This is a genomic window from Streptomyces sp. SA15 (assembly GCF_002291145.1).
GTDB lineage: Bacteria > Actinomycetota > Actinomycetes > Streptomycetales > Streptomycetaceae > Streptomyces.
In genome coordinates, this window is sequence record NZ_NTGE01000195.1 from 139,485 (window position 1) to 154,491 (window position 15,007).

14 protein-coding genes are annotated in these 15,007 nt (G+C 72.2%); 5 read left to right on the top strand and 9 right to left on the bottom strand.

Translation table 11 applies throughout. The features are described from left to right. The first annotated feature begins 171 nt into the window (after positions 1–171). Positions 172–1,608, top strand: coding sequence for a regulator (locus tag CLM62_RS41810; protein ID WP_095755104.1), 1,437 nt, complete (start codon positions 172–174; stop codon positions 1,606–1,608). Here CLM62_RS41810 and CLM62_RS41815 read toward each other — a convergent pair. Next, positions 1,605–3,107, bottom strand: coding sequence for an NAD(P)/FAD-dependent oxidoreductase (locus tag CLM62_RS41815; RefSeq protein WP_095755105.1), 1,503 nt, complete (start codon positions 3,105–3,107; stop codon positions 1,605–1,607). The two genes, CLM62_RS41810 and CLM62_RS41815, sit on opposite strands and share 4 nt — an antisense overlap. 180 nt (positions 3,108–3,287) lie before the next feature. Continuing rightward, positions 3,288–4,184, bottom strand: coding sequence for a TIGR01777 family oxidoreductase (locus CLM62_RS41820; protein ID WP_095755126.1), 897 nt, complete (start codon positions 4,182–4,184; stop codon positions 3,288–3,290). 73 nt (positions 4,185–4,257) lie between these two features. On the opposite strand from CLM62_RS41820, the gene CLM62_RS41825 reads away from it, so the two are divergent. Then, positions 4,258–4,746 (top strand): GNAT family N-acetyltransferase, encoded by a 489-nt coding sequence (locus tag CLM62_RS41825; protein ID WP_179382454.1) that lies wholly within the window; start codon positions 4,258–4,260, stop codon positions 4,744–4,746. On the opposite strand, the gene CLM62_RS41830 is transcribed toward CLM62_RS41825, so the two are convergent. Then, on the bottom strand, positions 4,727–4,918 hold the full coding sequence (locus CLM62_RS41830) for a hypothetical protein (RefSeq protein WP_095755107.1): 192 nt from the start codon (positions 4,916–4,918) through the stop codon (positions 4,727–4,729). The two genes, CLM62_RS41825 and CLM62_RS41830, sit on opposite strands and share 20 nt — an antisense overlap. Before the next feature lie 86 nt (positions 4,919–5,004). Beyond that, the gene (locus tag CLM62_RS41835) at positions 5,005–6,189 is read right to left on the bottom strand and encodes a MarP family serine protease (protein WP_095755108.1); all 1,185 of its coding nucleotides are present in this window, start codon (positions 6,187–6,189) and stop codon (positions 5,005–5,007) included. Positions 6,190–6,259: 70 nt separating this feature from the next. Here CLM62_RS41835 and CLM62_RS41840 point away from each other — a divergent pair, with 70 nt between their 5' ends. Together CLM62_RS41840 and CLM62_RS41845 are read left to right on the top strand one after the other, a co-directional pair. Next, positions 6,260–7,222 (top strand): peptidoglycan recognition protein, encoded by a 963-nt coding sequence (locus CLM62_RS41840; protein WP_257004404.1) that lies wholly within the window; start codon positions 6,260–6,262, stop codon positions 7,220–7,222. A 144-nt stretch (positions 7,223–7,366) separates the two neighbouring features. Continuing rightward, positions 7,367–7,558 (top strand): hypothetical protein, encoded by a 192-nt coding sequence (locus tag CLM62_RS41845; RefSeq protein ID WP_095755110.1) that lies wholly within the window; start codon positions 7,367–7,369, stop codon positions 7,556–7,558. 11 nt (positions 7,559–7,569) lie between these two features. Here the strand turns inward: CLM62_RS41845 and CLM62_RS41850 are convergent, their stop codons facing one another. The 4 genes from CLM62_RS41850 to CLM62_RS41865 all read right to left on the bottom strand — a co-directional run bounded on the left by CLM62_RS41850 (position 7,570) and on the right by CLM62_RS41865 (position 12,882). After that, positions 7,570–8,088: a DUF4240 domain-containing protein gene (locus tag CLM62_RS41850; protein ID WP_095755111.1), complete on the bottom strand. Its 519-nt coding sequence runs from the start codon at positions 8,086–8,088 to the stop codon at positions 7,570–7,572. A gap of 92 nt (positions 8,089–8,180) precedes the next feature. Beyond that, the gene (locus CLM62_RS41855) at positions 8,181–9,158 is read right to left on the bottom strand and encodes a YafY family protein (RefSeq protein ID WP_095755112.1); all 978 of its coding nucleotides are present in this window, start codon (positions 9,156–9,158) and stop codon (positions 8,181–8,183) included. A 76-nt stretch (positions 9,159–9,234) separates the two neighbouring features. After that, complete coding sequence (gene aceE, locus CLM62_RS41860; RefSeq protein ID WP_095755113.1) at positions 9,235–11,937, bottom strand: pyruvate dehydrogenase (acetyl-transferring), homodimeric type; 2,703 nt, start codon at positions 11,935–11,937, stop codon at positions 9,235–9,237. A 315-nt stretch (positions 11,938–12,252) separates the two neighbouring features. Further along, positions 12,253–12,882, bottom strand: coding sequence for a GntR family transcriptional regulator (locus tag CLM62_RS41865; RefSeq protein WP_095755114.1), 630 nt, complete (start codon positions 12,880–12,882; stop codon positions 12,253–12,255). A 426-nt stretch (positions 12,883–13,308) separates the two neighbouring features. Here CLM62_RS41865 and CLM62_RS41875 point away from each other — a divergent pair, with 426 nt between their 5' ends. Then, positions 13,309–13,995: a hypothetical protein gene (locus CLM62_RS41875; protein WP_095755115.1), complete on the top strand. Its 687-nt coding sequence runs from the start codon at positions 13,309–13,311 to the stop codon at positions 13,993–13,995. A gap of 63 nt (positions 13,996–14,058) precedes the next feature. On the opposite strand, the gene sucB is transcribed toward CLM62_RS41875, so the two are convergent. Further along, positions 14,059–15,007: 2-oxoglutarate dehydrogenase, E2 component, dihydrolipoamide succinyltransferase (gene sucB, locus CLM62_RS41880; RefSeq protein WP_095755127.1), on the bottom strand; the 949-nt coding region annotated here is incomplete at its 5' end.

Genomic DNA, 15,007 nt, shown 5'->3' on the forward strand with positions numbered 1-15,007 from the left:
CACGATCCTCACACGATCGGATGAATGAACGTCGAAGTGTGCGATCGACTGCTTACGCTCAGCTACATTCGCGCCGTTCACGAGGCCATAAGGGCTGCTCACAGGCAATCCCGGGCACCGCAGGCACCACAGGGCCTCCGCGAGGCCCGAAGGCAGGAGACCGCACCGCAGATGACGGAACGACCCGCGCAGCGCACCCCCAACCGCCAGCTCGCCGCGCTCATCGCAGAAGCGGGGTTCTCCAACGCGGGACTCGCCCGTCGCGTGGACCAGCTCGGTCTCGAACACGGGCTTGATCTGAGATACGACAAGACCTCCGTGACCCGGTGGCTGCGTGGGCAGCAGCCCCGCGGCACCACCCCCGCCCTGATCGCGGAGGTCTTCACCCGCCGCCTCGGCCGCCGCCTGACCGCACAGGACCTGGGCCTGGACGCCTGCGCCCCGGTCTACGCCGGCCTCGAATTCGCCGCCACCCCCGAGGAAGCCGTCGACATCGTCAGCGGGCTGTGGCGCAAGGACTCCGGCAGCCACGCCGAACTGCGCAAGATCGCGTTCACCCCGGCGGGGCTCGTCGTTCCCAGCCGCGACTGGCTGATCGGCCGCCCCGACGACAAGGTCGCCCGCGGTGAGCCCGCCGCCCGCGTCCCCGCCCAGGTCCGCCCCGCGGTGCCCCGCCAGCGCGGCCAGGCCGAACGCGGCCCAGGGCAGAAGGTCACCGGCGGCGACATCTCCGCCCTCCGCTCGGTCGGCGAGCTGTTCCGCTCCCTGGACGACATGTACGGCGGCGGCCACGCCCGCCAGGCCCTCGTGCGCTACCTGGAGCACGAGTGCGAGCCGATGCTGCGCGGCACCTACGGCGAGCAGACGGGCCGCCGCCTGTTCGCGGCGGCCGCCGACCTGACGAGGCTCGCGGGCTGGACGTCGTACGACATCGCCGCGCACGGCCTCGCCCAGCGGTACTTCGTGCAGGCGCTACGGCTCGCGCAGGCGGCCGGGGACCGGGCGTACGGCAGCTACGTCCTCGTCACGATGAGCCGCCAGGCCGTCTATCTCGGGCACGGGCGCGAGGCCGTGCAGCTCGCGCGGGTGGCTCAGCAGGGCGTCGGCACCAACGCCCCGCCCGTCGTCCAGGCGCTGCTGCACGCGGTCGAGGCGCGTGGGCACGGGGTGCTCGGCGAGGTGCGTGCCTGCACCGGCTCACTCGTGCGGGCCGAGCGCGCCCTGGAGGCCGCCCGGCCCGGCGACGAGCTCCCGCACTGGGCGCGGTTCTTCGACGAGGCGCAGCTCGCCGACGAGTTCGGGCACTGCCACCGGGACCTCCAGCAGTTCCGCTCCGCCGCCCAGCACGCGGAGCGCGCGCTGCAACTGCGCGCCCCCTCCTACGCCCGCAGCCGCCTCTTCTGCCGTGTCGTCCTCGCCTCCGCCCGCCTCGGCCTGGGCGAACTCGACCAGGCCTGCGCGCTCGGGGCCGAGGCGGCCGGACAGGCGGCGGAGATGCGCTCGGTCCGGGCGATCGAGTACGTACGGGACTTCGAGCGGAGGCTGGAGCCCTACAAGGACGCGGCACCGGTACGGGGTTACCGGGACAAGGTGGCGGCCTTCGGCTAAGCCGCCCGGGCCGGCGGCTTCGGCTGAGCCGCCCGGGCCGAAGGCAACGGCTCGGCCACGTGCATCGACCCCGCCGCCCCCAGGTCCGCCAGGATCGCCGAGGCGGCCCTGTGGGCCGAGTGCAGCGCCCCCTGCACGGTGCTGGTGTCCCGGTGGTCGCCGCACACGTACAGGCCCGCCAGCAGCCGTACCGGACGGCGCAGGTCGTGCGGTGGGCGCATCGCGGGTACCGCCTCGGCGGTGTGGTGGACGGCGAGCGTCTCCCAGCGCCGGGTGGAGGTGCCGTAGAGGCGGGACAGGTGCATGCGTACGGCGGTGTCGAGGTCGGGTGGGGGCGGGCCCAGGACCGTCGACGACACGAGCGTCCGGCCCGCTGGTGCGCGGGACGGGTCGACGCGGCTGACCACCGCCGTGTGCGCGACCGGGCCGCCCCGGTCCGCGTCGAGCAGCAGGGACGCGCCCGTCGCCGGAGGCTCGTCCGTGGTGTGGTGCACCACCGTCACCGGGTGGAAGTCCGGCACGCGAAGGCCCGGCAGCAGCTCGGCGGCGGCCCGGGCGTCGGTCGCGAGCAGGACGGCCCGGCAGCGGATCTCGCCGTGCTCGGCGGTGGTCACGGATGTCGTGGAGACGGCGGTGACCCGGACGCCGGTGTGCACCGTGCCCGGCGGCAGCGTCCGCGCGAGCAGCTCCGGCAGGGTCTCGGCACCGCCCTCCGGCACGCACAGCCGCCCGCGCGCGAAGGCGCGCAGCGCGAGGTCCGCGCACCGGCTGGACGTGGACAGCTCCGGGTCGCACAGCAGGGCGGCGAGCAGCGGGCGCAGGAAGCCGTCGACCGTGCGGGCGGGCACACCGCGAGCCGCGAGGGCCTGTCCGGCGGGCAGTTCGGGGCGGGTCAGGAGGCGCTCGAGGGGCGTGTTCGCGAGCCGGGAGAGCGAGGCCCCGAGGCGGGCCTGGTCGACGGCGGTGCCGAGCGGGGCCGTCCCCCGGGGAGCGGTGCGGGCGGTGCCGGGCGCGGCGGCCGGCGAGAAAACGTTCCGGCCGCCCGCTCCGGACGTCGGCCAAGGAACGTTCCGGCCCCTGCCCCCGGACGCCGGGCGAGGCGCACTCCTGCCCCATGGCCCGGCCACCACCCGAGGGGCGCTCGCCAGGGCGCGCACCGCATGGAGTGCGCCCCTCGCGCCCCCCGCGTTCGCCGGGATGCCCGCGCGATGGTGGCGGCCGTCGCTGTGCAGCAGGACCCCCGGTGCGAACGGGCGCAGGACCAGCCCGTCGAGCCCGGGTGTCAGCCGTAGTTCGGGATACGCCGTGGACAGCAGCTGCCCGATGCGGTCGAGCCGGAAGCCGTCGACCTTCTCGGTCGACATGCGGCCGCCCACGCACGGGGCGGCCTCCAGCACCGCGGTCCTCACTCCTGCGCTGGTCAGCCGATGCGCCGCGGAGAGCCCGGCGACCCCGGCTCCCACGATCACGACGTCCGCCTGGTACGCGGGCTCAAGCACGTGCCCCTCCTCGAGGTTGCGCGGCCGGTGGAGACGTGATGCCCCCAACTGCCTCCGGGAATGCCCGAGTTCGGCACGAGGGTAGGGCCGTGATCGGTCAGGGGGAGTCGCGCATGGACAGGGCACGGTCGCACGCCGGTCGCATACGGACGTGGCGCGTCACGCAAGCGGCCTCAAGGGTCACAACGCGGCCCGGATCGCCCCCTCGATCTCCGGAAACGCGAAGGTGAACCCTGACTCCAGCAGTCGCATCGGCAACACGCGTTGACTCCCGAGCACATCCCCGGCCATCTCGCCGAGCACGCCCCGCAGCACGGGTGCGGGCACCGTGAACAGCGTCGGCCGGCGCAGCACGCGCCCCATCGCGGCGGTGATCTCACGGTTCGTCAGCGGATGCGGGGCGGTCACGTTGAACGGCCCCGCGAGGCCCTCGGTGTCCATGAGATGGCGGATCGCGGCCACCTCGTCGTGCAGCGAGACGAACGACCAGTACTGCCGCCCGTCGCCCATCCGCCCCCCGAGCCCCGCCTTGAACAGCGGGAACAGCCGCCCCCAGGCCCCGCCCTGACGGGCCACCACCAGACCCGTCCGCGTGAACACCGTCCGTACGCCCGCCTCCTGGGCCGGCGCCGCGGCCCCCTCCCACTCCACGCACAGCTCGGGCAGGAAGCCCTCCCCGGGCGGCGCGTCCTCGTCGACGGCCCGGTCGCCCGTCTCGCCGTAGTAGCCGATCGCGCTGCCGTTCACGAACACCCGCGGCGGCTCGTCCAGGGCGGCGACGGTCTCGGCGAGGGCCGCCGTACCCAGCACCCGGCTGTCCCGGAGCCTCGCCTTGTAGGCGTCCGTCCAGCGGCGCGAGCCCACGTTCGCCCCGGCCAGGTTGACCACCGCGTCGCACCCGGCGAGCCCGGCCGCGTCGACGTACTTCCGCTCGGGGTCCCAGCGGACCTCGTCCGGCGTCCGGGGGTCCCGGCGCACCAGCCGTACCACCTCGTGCCCGTCCGCCGTCAGGGACCGCACGAGGGCGCTGCCGATGAGACCTGAGGCACCGGCCACCGCGATTCGGGAACGTTCCATGACCACCATCCTCGCTCAGTGGCCGCGGAAAACCCCGTAGGGGTCCCGGAACCGCCGTCGTAGGGTGATCGTCATGCCGGATCCGTACATTCGCCACGCCACCGTCGACGACGAGGACGCCCTGGGCCGACTCGACCGCGACACCTGGTCCCCGCTGCACGCCGTCCAACCGCGCCCGAAGCCGCCGTACGAACCCTTCTTCAACGAGCGGTTCGGGCCGCGGGACCACCTCGTCGCGGAGCTCGGCGGGAGCGTCGTCGGCTACATCCGGCTGGGCTACCCGACGTCGCTCGCCTGCAACGCCCACGTCCGCCAGATCCAGGGCCTCGCCGTCGCCGAGGAGGCGCGCGGCGCCGGGGTCGCCCGGGCGCTGCTGCGGGCCGCGCAGGACGAGTCACGGCGGCACGGAGCGCGCCGCATCACCCTGCGCGTCCTGGGACACAACGCCCCGGCCCGCAGGCTCTACGAGTCCGAGGGCTTCGTGGTGGAGGGCGTCCTGCCCGAGGAGTTCCTGCTGAACGGCGAGTACGTCGACGACGTGCTCATGGGGCGCAGTCTCTGACCTGCTCGGCCGCGGCGGTCGTACGACGTCTGCGCACCACCACGTAGAGCGGCACCCCCGCCACCACCGCCGCCGTGGCGAAACCGGCGAGCACCCAGCCCCGGACACCGGAGTCCCGGACCGGGGCGGCGGTGAGGGCGAACAGCGAGGCCAACAGGAGCGCACGTGACATGAGGTCAGGGGTACGCCCCCGCCGGCCGTCGCGGGCGGCATTGCCCCGTACGAGGGCGAGTGAGCAGGCCGGCTGCGAGGGGCCGCTCAGGACGTGACCAGCTCGCCCGAGTCCACCGGTGCCGTCGCGTCCGCCGCGCTCCGGGCGTCGTCCGCGACCTCGTCCGCCGTCAGGACGTACCCCGTCTCGGCGTCCGAGGTCGAGCGGGCGAAGACCATGCCGTACACCCGGCCGTCGGTGGTCAGCAGCGGGCCGCCGGAGTTGCCGGGGCGGACGGTGGAGCGGATCGAGTAGATCTCGCGGACGACCGTCTCGTCGTTGTAGATGTTCTGCCCCCGCGCCTGCACCCGGTTCGCGACCGTCGCCGCCTGCAGGTTCAGGTCGCCGTCCTGCGGATAGCCCGCGACCACGGCCGAGTCGCCGCGCCTGGCGCCGTCGTCGAAGCGCAGCACGGGTGCGTTCAGATCCGGCACGTACAGCACCGCCACGTCCTTGTCCGGATCGAAGAGCACCACGCGGGACTCGTACGACCGCCCGACCCCGCCGACCCGCACGCTCGGGTCGTCGATGCCGGCCACCACGTGGGCGTTGGTCATCACATGCTGCGGCGCGTACACGAAGCCGCTGCCCTCGCGGCCCTGGTTGCCCGCGATGCCCTCGATCTTCACCGTGCTCAGCTTGGCGGCGTTCGTCGCGGCCGCCGTCACGCTGTCGCCGGTGGGCTTGGCGACCTCGGCCGTCGACTCGTTCTCGAAGGGGTTGAAGACCTGCGGGAAGCCCGCCTCGGTGAGCGCCGAGGTGGCCCGCGAGAACCAGGCGGGGGTCGTCTCCGGCATGGTGTCCTGCACCGTGCCGAGCAGCCGTGAGTCCCGGATCGCCGTCGTGACCAGCGGGGACGAGGACGCGGCGAGGACGCTCGCGGCCACCCACGCCACGATCAGCACCGCCACCGAGTTGGCCACGGCCCCGCCTATCCCGTCGGCCACCCTGAGCGGGCCCCGGTCCAGCTCCAGGCGCAGTCTGAGCGCCAGCCGCCCCGCCAGTTCGTGCCCCACCGCGGCCGGGACCAGGACCGTCAGCACCGCGGTCACCGTCGCCGTCGTCGTCCCCGGTGACACCAGGTCCATCATCCACGGCAGCACCCACACGCCGATGACCGCGCCGCCCACGAAGCCGGCGAACGAGACAACTCCGGCCACCAGTCCGCGCCGGTAGCCGGACGCCGCGTAGGCGACGATCACCAGCAACAGCAGGATGTCGAGCAGGTCCACGGAGCCGCCTTTCTGTCGGACCCTCAGGGGGCGTCCCCTCCGTCCCCCTAGTACGCGCGGGACGGGCCCAATGATCAGCCGCACGTGCGGAGTGATCCGGAACCGGCCACGCGCGCGTGCACCTGGAAAAACGTCGCGGACCCGGACGATGGTTCCACCGGGTGGCACAGCACACATCGCGGGCGGACCGGATCCGTCGGACAGTGGGTTCATGCGTGCCCGAAGACCGATCCCGAGAGCGCGAGGACCGAGCGGACGGCGGACACCGCGTCCGGTGCGCATACCGGGCGCCGTGCTCGTGCTGCTCGGCTGCCTGCCCGGCCTCTCCGCCGCCGTCGCACTGCCCCTGTGCGCGGCCGGAATCGACCGTGCGAGTGGCGCCCGCGCACGGCCGGTCGTGGCCCGCCCCGCCGTCGCCGACCCCGCGGCCCGGCCACACATCGTGCCGAGATCCGCCTGGGCGGTCGACAGCACCCGCACCCGGCCGCCCCCGCGCTACGACGACAAGGTCGTCGCGGTCTTCGTCCACCACACCGACTCGCCCAACGACTACGACTGCGCCGACGCGCCCCGCATCATCCGCGGCCTCGCCGCAGGCCAGATCGACACCCGCCAGTTCGACGACATCGGCTACAACTTCCTCGTCGACCGCTGCGGCACCATCTACGAGGGCCGCGCGGGCGGCGTCGACCGCCCTGTCACCGGCGCCCACACCCAGGGCTTCAACCACCGCACGGCGGGCATCGCCGCCCTCGGCACGTTCACGGCCGGGGTCCCTGTCCCGCAGGCGATGGCCGACGCGATCGCCGCCCTGGCCGCCTGGAAGCTGAGCCTCGCCGACATCGACCCGCGCGCACGGGTCCAGCTGACGTCCAGCAACAGCCGCAGCCGGTACGAGGCCGGCACCACCGTCGCGCTGCCCGCCGTGGCGGGCCACAACGACGGGTTCAGGACCAGCTGCCCGGGCGCCGCCCTGAGCGCCCGCCTGCCGGAGATCAGGGAGCGGGCGGCACGACTGCAGGGCAGGAAGTGAGAGCCTGTGTCATATTTCCGGTCGGATGTGGAACTGGCCCTCAGGCCGGTCGTGCGGTCCACAGGAAGGTCACAGTCGGCACGCAGGCTGCTCAGATACCCGCCACCTACGGTCTTCACCAGAAGCCGACCGGAGGTGGGGATCATGAGCAGGAACAGCAGCAGGCGCATGTGGACGGTGGTCTGTGCGGTCGCGACCGTCGTCCTGGGACCGGCCGCCGTCACGGCGTCCGCGCTCGACCAGGCCAACAAGGCACCGATGCATCACGCGGTGCGGGCCGACCAGAACCAGGCGTACATCCCGTCCGACACGACGCGCCGCAGGACCGCGGCGTAGAGACCACTCCTTCAGTCCCTGAACCGCTCCCACAGCTTGGGATACCGCTCCGCCAGCACCCGCTCGTTCTCGAAGTCGATGGGCGTCCCCTCCGGCTCCGAGGGCGCGGGCGGGATGCCCAGGTCGGGGGCGACGGTGCCGGTGAGCTGCTCGTACGCCTCGTCCGCCGCGTAGCCGAGTTCCTCGCCGTCGCCGTCGATCTCCTCGTCGAAGTCCTCCAGCAGGTCGGCGAGCGAGTCCGGGTCGTGCACGCCCCCCTCGTACACCTCGCGGCCCTGGCCGATCAGCCAGCACCGGAAGAAGTCGAAGGCGTCGTCGCTCGCGCCGTCCAGCAGCACCCAGGCGGCGCCCCACAGGTCCCAGGTGTAGGCGCGGTTGTAGCGGGCCTCGAAGTGCCGGGCGAAGTCCAGGACCATCTCGGGATCCAGCTGGACAAGCCGCTCCACCAGCAGGTCGGCCTGCTCCTCGGGGTCGCCCTCGGCTGCCTCGCGGGAGGCGTCCATCAGCTCCCAGAACTCCGTCTCGTCCATCACGGGTCCAGCATCGGCCCTGGACGGGTGGGACGCACGTGGAGTGTGGCGGATTGTTATGTCCAGTTCAGTGTCTCGGACAGCCGGGCGCGTCACAGCGCGCCGTACATCCGGGCCAGACGTATCGCGTCGCTCGCGAAACGCGCCCGCAGACCCTCGGGCGCCAGCACCTCGACCTCCGGCCCGAGCGCCGCGAGTTGCGTGTGGGCGACCTCCTCGGACTCCACCGGAAGCGTCACCGTCACCCACCCGTCCTCGTCGGTCGCGCCGGCGGCCTGAAGCGCCTCCCGGGCGGACTGGGGATCCACGGCGTACGGCAGTGCGCGCACCCCGTCCGCGGACAGCCGCACGACGACCTCCGCGTGCAGGATCGAGCGCGCGAACTGCTCTGCCCGCTCCTCCCAGAAGCCCGGCAGGTCGAACTCCTCGTCCCGTGCGAACCGCTCCTCGCCGGCCTCCACCGCCGTGAACCGGTCGATCCGGTACACCCGGTAGGACCCGCGCCCGGCCACCCGCGCGCACAGATACCAGACGCCCGCCTTGAGCACGAGCCCGTACGGCTCCAGCTCGCGCTCCACCTCGGCCTCTCTGCTCCGGTACCGCGTGACGATCCGCCGGTCGTCCCACACCGCGTCCGCGACGGCCGGCAGCAGCTCGGGCGTCTTCGGCTCCTTGAACCAGTTCGGCGCGTCCAGGTGGAAGCGCTGCGCCGCCGTACGAGAAGCGTCCCGCAGCGAGGGCAGGAGAGCCGCCGACACCTTCAGCCGGGCCGCGGAGGCCGCGTCCTCCAGCCCCATCTCGCGCAGGGCCCCCGGCACCCCGGACAGGAACAGCGCCTCGGCCTCGCCGCGGGCCAGCCCGGTCAGCCGCGTCCGGTACCCGCCGATGAGCCGGTAGCCACCGGCCCGTCCCCGGTCGGCGTACACCGGCACCCCCGCCTCCGACAGCGCCTGCGCGTCCCGCGTGACGGTCCGCTCGGACACCTCCAGCTCCCGCGCCAGCTCGGCGGCGGTCATGGAAGGCCGGGACTGGAGCAGCAGCACCATTTTGATGAGACGGGCAGCACGCATACGGCCATCATGCCGGGGCCCACTGACAACGAAGGGGGCACGGCGAACGCCGTACCCCCTTCACATGAGCGATGACCTACAGGCCGTACCGCTCCCGCGCCTCCTTCACCGCCGTCGCCTTGACCTCGCCGCGCCGGGCCAGCTGGGCCAGGGCCGCGACGACGACCGACTGGGCGTCGACGCCGAAGTGGCGGCGGGCCGCCTCACGGGTGTCCGACAGACCGAAGCCGTCGGCGCCCAGCGAGGAGTAGTCCTGCTCGACCCACTGCGCGATCTGGTCGGGAACCTGGCGCATGTAGTCGGAGACCGCCAGCACCGGGCCCTCGGCACCCTGGAGCGCCTGACGGACGTACGGCACCCGCTCCTCGCCGCGCAGCAGCGCCGCGTCGGCCTCCAGCGCGTCGCGCCGCAGCTCGGTCCAGGAGGTCGCGGACCACACGTCGGCGGCCACACCCCACTCCTCGGCGAGCAGCTTCTGCGCCTCGAGGACCCAGTGGATCGCCGTACCGGAACCCAGCAGCTGGATGCGCGGGGCGTTGGCGGCCGGGGACAGCTCCGCCGACTCCGCCGTGTTGAAGCGGTACAGGCCCTTGACGATGCCCTCGTCGACGCCGACTCCGGACGGCTTCGCCGGCTGGGGCAGCGGCTCGTTGTAGACGGTGAGGTAGTAGAAGACGTTCGGGTCCTCACCCGGGGCCGCCTCGCCGTACATCCGGCGCAGACCGTCCTTGACGATCGTGGCGATCTCGTACGCGAAGGCCGGGTCGTACGTCAGCGCGGCCGGGTTGGTCGCCGCGATGACGGGGGAGTGGCCGTCGGCGTGCTGGAGGCCCTCGCCGGTGAGCGTGGTCCGTCCCGCGGTCGCGCCGACGAGGAAGCCGCGGCCGAGCTGGTCGCCGAGCTGCCACATCTGGTCGGCCGTGCGCTGCCAGCCGAACATCGAGTAGAAGATGTAGAACGGGATCATCGCCTCGCCGTGCGTGGAGTACGCGGTGGAAGCGGCGATGAAGTCGGCCATCGAACCGGCCTCGGTGATCCCCTCGTTGAGGATCTGGCCGTTCTGGGCCTCCTTGTAGTACATCAGCTGGTCGCGGTCGACCGGCTCGTACGTCTGCCCCTTGGGCGAGTAGATGCCGAGCGACGGGAAGAGCGACTCCATGCCGAAGGTGCGCGCCTCGTCGGGGACGATCGGCACCCAGCGCTTGCCGGTCTCCTTGTCGCGGACCAGGTCCTTGATCAGACGGACGAACGCCATGGTCGTGGCGACGTTCTGGGAGCCGGAGCCCTTGTCGAAGGAGGCGAAGGCCTTCTCGGAGGCGGCGGGCAGGGGGGCCAGTGCGTGCGTACGGCGGGCCGGGGCGGGGCCGCCGAGGGCCGCGCGGCGCTCCTGGAGGTAGCGGACCTCGGGGGAGTCGGCGCCCGGGTGGCCGTAGGGAACGACCCCGTCGACGAACTGGCCGTCGGAGATGGGCAGTTCGAGAAGATCGCGCATCCTCTTGAACTCGTCCACCGTCAGCTTCTTCATCTGGTGGTTGGCGTTCTTCGACGCGAAGCCCTCGCCGAGGGTGTGGCCCTTGACCGTCTGGGCCAGGATGACCGTCGGGGCGCCCTTGTGCTCGACGGCCGCCTTGTAGGCCGCGTACACCTTGCGCGCCTCGTGACCTCCGCGGGAGAGGTGGAAACACTCCAGGATCTTGTCGTCGCTCAGCAGCTTCGCCATCTCGACCAGCGCCGGGTCGGAGCCGAAGAAGTCCTGGCGGATGTAGGCGGCGTCGCGGGTCTGGTACGTCTGCACCTGGGCGTCCGGTACCTCGCGGAGCCGGCGTACGAGCGCGCCGGTGGTGTCGAGCTGGAAAAGCTCGTCCCAGGCCGAACCCCACAGCGTCTTGATGACGTTCCAGCCGGCGCCGCGGAACTGGGCCTCCAGCTCCTGCACGATCTTGAAGTTGGCGCGGACCGGGCCGTCGAGACGCTGCAGGTTGCAGTTGATGACGAAGGTGAGGTTGTCCAGCTCCTCGCGGGCGGCGAGCGCGAGGGCCGCCGTCGACTCGGGCTCGTCCATCTCGCCGTCGCCGAGGAAGGCCCAGACGTGGGACTGGGAGACGTCCTTGATGCCGCGGGCGGTGAGGTAGCGGTTGAAGCGCGCCTGGTAGATCGCGGAGAGCGGGCCGAGGCCCATCGACACCGTCGGGAACTCCCACAGCCAGGGCAGGCGGCGCGGGTGCGGGTAGGAGGGCAGGCCGTTGCCGCCGGCCTCCCGGCGGAAGTTGTCGAGGTGCGTCTCGGTCAGCCGGCCGTCGAGGAAGGCGCGGGCGTAGATGCCGGGGGAGGCGTGGCCCTGGATGTAGAGCTGGTCGCCCGAGCCGTCGGTCTCCTTGCCCTGGAAGAAGTGGTTGAAGCCGGTCTCGTACAGCCAGGCGGCGGAGGCGAAGGTGGCGATGTGGCCGCCGACGCCGTGTTTGCTGCCCCGGGTCACCATCGCGGCCGCGTTCCAGCGGTTCCACGCGGTGATCCGGGCCTCCATCGCCTCGTCACCCGGTACGGCGGGCTCGGCGGCGGTCGGGATGGTGTTGACGTAGTCGGTTTCGAGCAGCTTGGGCAGCGCGATACCGGCGCCCTCGGCACGCTCCAGCGTGCGCCGCATCAGGTACGCGGCACGGTGCGGCCCGGCCGCCTGGGCGACCGCGTCCAGCGAGGCCTGCCATTCGGCGGTCTCCTCCGGATCCCGGTCGGGGAGCTGGTCGAGCGCGCTCGGCTGGATGGCGTTGGGGTCGGTCATGTCGCCGCCTTCCTCAGTCGAAGGGGGTTCCCTATGAGGGGTTTGGGGGTGCCCTTGGTCTTTGGCAGGACAGGGCTGAGGCCTCGGTGCTGTGACACCATGCGGCTTCCGCCGCGTGGCCCGTCGAGGACTGTAACTCCCTGATCGATGATCGATCAAAGGGTTGAAGGTCAAAATCTCTCGATCGCGAGAAAGTCGGCACGGGGTGCCTCCGGCGGCGGCACCGGGTGTCGTGGCAGGGCGGGATTTTTGCAGGTCAGGAGCACGTTTGAGCGAGCGCATGCTCCAGTGGGTCCGGCACCGCCGACGGCGAGCTCAGGGTTCATGGCGCGGCGCGCAACCCAGCACATGCGCCTTCACCAGCTCGGCGATCCTGGGATCCCGCCTCCGGAACGCCTCCACCAGCTCCTCGTGCTCCTCCGCGTACGACTGCTGCACCGTCCCCAGCCAGCGGATCGACAGCGCCGTGAACACCTCGATGCCGAGGCCCTCCCAGGTGTGCAGCAGCACCGAGTTGCCCGCCGCCCGGACCAGTTCCCGGTGGAAGGCCACCGTGTGCCGCACCTGGCCAGTCCCGTCCGACTTGCGGTCGGCCTCGTACAGGGCGGCGACATGCGGTTCGAGGGCCGAGCAGTCCTCCGCCAGCTTGTGCGCCGCCAGCTCCGCCGCGATCGCCTCCAGACCGGCCCGGACGGGATACGACTCCTCCAGATCGGCGGCCGTCAGGTTCCGCACCCGCACGCCCTTGTTCGGCGCCGACTCGATCAGCCGCAGCGACTCCAGCTCCCGCAGCGCCTCCCGCACCGGCGTCTGACTGACCTCCAGCTCGGTGGCGATCCGCCGCTCGACGATCCGCTCGCCCGGCTTCCAGCGCCCGCTGACGATCCCCTCCACGATGTGCTCGCGGATCTGCTCGCGCAGCGAGTGGACGACGGGCGCGGTCATGAGGGCTCCTTAAGGAGGGGCCGCCCATCGGCCCCGGGGGCGTTTGACGATTAGACAATAAGGCCGCACTCCCTTCAGTGAGGGGCGCACGGGGGCGCTTTCGTGCAGGTGAGACGAGGCTTACACGCTCTCAGCCGGGCGTCTTCTGTCAAGAGACGGAACCCTGAGGGGCTCCCTCGGAGTCGCGGTCTGCAGAGGGCTCCCGCGCGGGGTGCCCCTCGGCACGAGGGCCTGTCCGGCGGATCAGGTCGCAGGAAATCGGCGGTGCCCCATTCAACGCCGGTGAGCGGGGTCTGGTGCGTCCAGCTGCAAGGCGGAGGAGGGAGTCGACGCGGAGCGTCGGCGAGTGACGACAACGCGGCAGATGGGCGTGCCAGACCCCGCGTCTGCGGCATGATCCGCCGGACAGGCCCCTAGGGGGATGGCATGAACATCGGGGGACTGCGTGGACCGCTTCGCCGGACGGCCGCGGTGGCCGTGCTCGGCGCGCTGGTGGCCGTGACGGGCTGCGAGCGGACGTCCACACGGGCGGAGGCGAAGCCGACGGGCACGGAGCAGATCACCGGCTTGGCGGGGCCGGCCGCGGTCGCGGGACAGCCCGCCGGGCCCGGCGGCGCCTGCGTCTTCGTCAAGCCGGACGGGGCACAGCGGTTCGGCCACGTCGGCTGGGGTTTCCGGATCAACGGCAGCGACCGCTGGGTGTACGGCGCGGTCGAGAACCCGAGCGGCAAGCTGTACACGCCGCCCGGCGGCGACATCGGCGCCTGGCACGCGGAGGGGTCGTACGCGCGCATGCTCAGCGAGATGTCCCGGGACGCCCACTACCCGGGTAAGTCCGAGCACCCGTACAGCCGTTACCGGTGCACCGGCTCTTCGACGTACGACGTGGCGGCGGCCCGCGCGATGATCCGTACCGTCGCCGCCCGGGGCTTCCTCGTCGGCGTCGACCCGAAGACCGGCAAGCTCACCTCGCGGGACTGCCTCGACGCCACGTACGACGTGCTGAAGGCGTACAAGACGCGGCGCCTGACGCCCGCGGCGAAGCTGGCGATCCCGAATGTGTGGGTGGAGTCCCTGGTGGGGTGGTCGGACAAGCGGCTGACGCCGAGGTGACAAACGCGCGGTGCCCCCGCCCGGAGAGCTCCGGACGGGGGCACCGTACAAGCGATTTGGTGGCTACAGGCCGAGCTCGACCTCGAACTCGCCCGCCTCCAGGATCGCCTTGACCGCGGTCAGGTAACGGGCCGCGTCGGCGCCGTCCACCAGACGGTGGTCGTAGGACAGGGTCAGGTAGGTCATGTCGCGGATGCCGATGACCGTGCCCTCCTCCGTCTCGATGACGGCCGGGCGCTTGACCGTGGCACCGATGCCGAGGATCGCGACCTGACCCGGCGGCACGATGATCGTGTCGAACAGCGCACCGCGCGAACCGGTGTTGCTGATGGTGAAGGTCGCGCCGGACAGCTCGTCCGGGGTGATCTTGCTGGCGCGGACCTTGCCCGCGAGCTCCGCCGTGGCCTTGGCGATACCGGCGAGGTTGAGGCTGCCGGCGTTCTTGATGACCGGGGTCATCAGGCCCTTCTCGGAGTCCACCGCGATACCGATGTTCTCGGTGTCGAAGTAGGTGATCGTGCCCTCGGCCTCGTTGATCTTGGCGTTGATGGGCGCGTGGGCCTTCAGCGCCTGGGCCGCGGCCTTGACGAAGAACGGCATCGGGGAGAGCTTCACGCCCTCGCGGGCCGCGAACGCGTCCTTGGCCCGGGCGCGCAGCTTCATCAGACGGGTCACGTCGACCTCGACGACCGAGGACAGCTGGGCCTGCTCGTGCAGGGCCTTGACCATGTTGTCGCCGATGACCTTGCGGATGCGCGGCATCTTGACGGTCTGGCCACGGAGGGGGGAGGCCTCCAGGGCCGGCGCCTTCTTGGCGGCCGGAGCGGCGGCCGCGGCCGGAGCCGGGGCAGCGGCGGCGGCCTTCGCGGCCTCGGCGGCGGCGATGACGTCCTGCTTGCGGATACGGCCGCCGACGCCGGTGCCCTTGACGGTGGCCAGGTCGACGCCGTTCTCGGCGGCCAGCTTGCGCACCAGCGGGGTGACGTAGCTCGTCGGTGGGCTGCGCGGCGGG

Coding starts and splice junctions, on each gene's coding strand:
- CLM62_RS41810 (WP_095755104.1), top strand. CDS start 172: ATGACGGAACGACCCGCGCAGCGCACCCCCAACCGCCAGCTCGCCGCG.
- CLM62_RS41840 (WP_257004404.1), top strand. CDS start 6,260: ATGATCAGCCGCACGTGCGGAGTGATCCGGAACCGGCCACGCGCGCGT.
- CLM62_RS41830 (WP_095755107.1), bottom strand. CDS start 4,918: ATGTCACGTGCGCTCCTGTTGGCCTCGCTGTTCGCCCTCACCGCCGCC.
- aceE (WP_095755113.1), bottom strand. CDS start 11,937: ATGACCGACCCCAACGCCATCCAGCCGAGCGCGCTCGACCAGCTCCCC.
- CLM62_RS41825 (WP_179382454.1), top strand. CDS start 4,258: ATGCCGGATCCGTACATTCGCCACGCCACCGTCGACGACGAGGACGCC.
- CLM62_RS41820 (WP_095755126.1), bottom strand. CDS start 4,184: ATGGAACGTTCCCGAATCGCGGTGGCCGGTGCCTCAGGTCTCATCGGC.
- CLM62_RS41845 (WP_095755110.1), top strand. CDS start 7,367: ATGAGCAGGAACAGCAGCAGGCGCATGTGGACGGTGGTCTGTGCGGTC.
- CLM62_RS41875 (WP_095755115.1), top strand. CDS start 13,309: ATGAACATCGGGGGACTGCGTGGACCGCTTCGCCGGACGGCCGCGGTG.
- CLM62_RS41850 (WP_095755111.1), bottom strand. CDS start 8,088: ATGGACGAGACGGAGTTCTGGGAGCTGATGGACGCCTCCCGCGAGGCA.
- CLM62_RS41855 (WP_095755112.1), bottom strand. CDS start 9,158: ATGCGTGCTGCCCGTCTCATCAAAATGGTGCTGCTGCTCCAGTCCCGG.
- CLM62_RS41865 (WP_095755114.1), bottom strand. CDS start 12,882: ATGACCGCGCCCGTCGTCCACTCGCTGCGCGAGCAGATCCGCGAGCAC.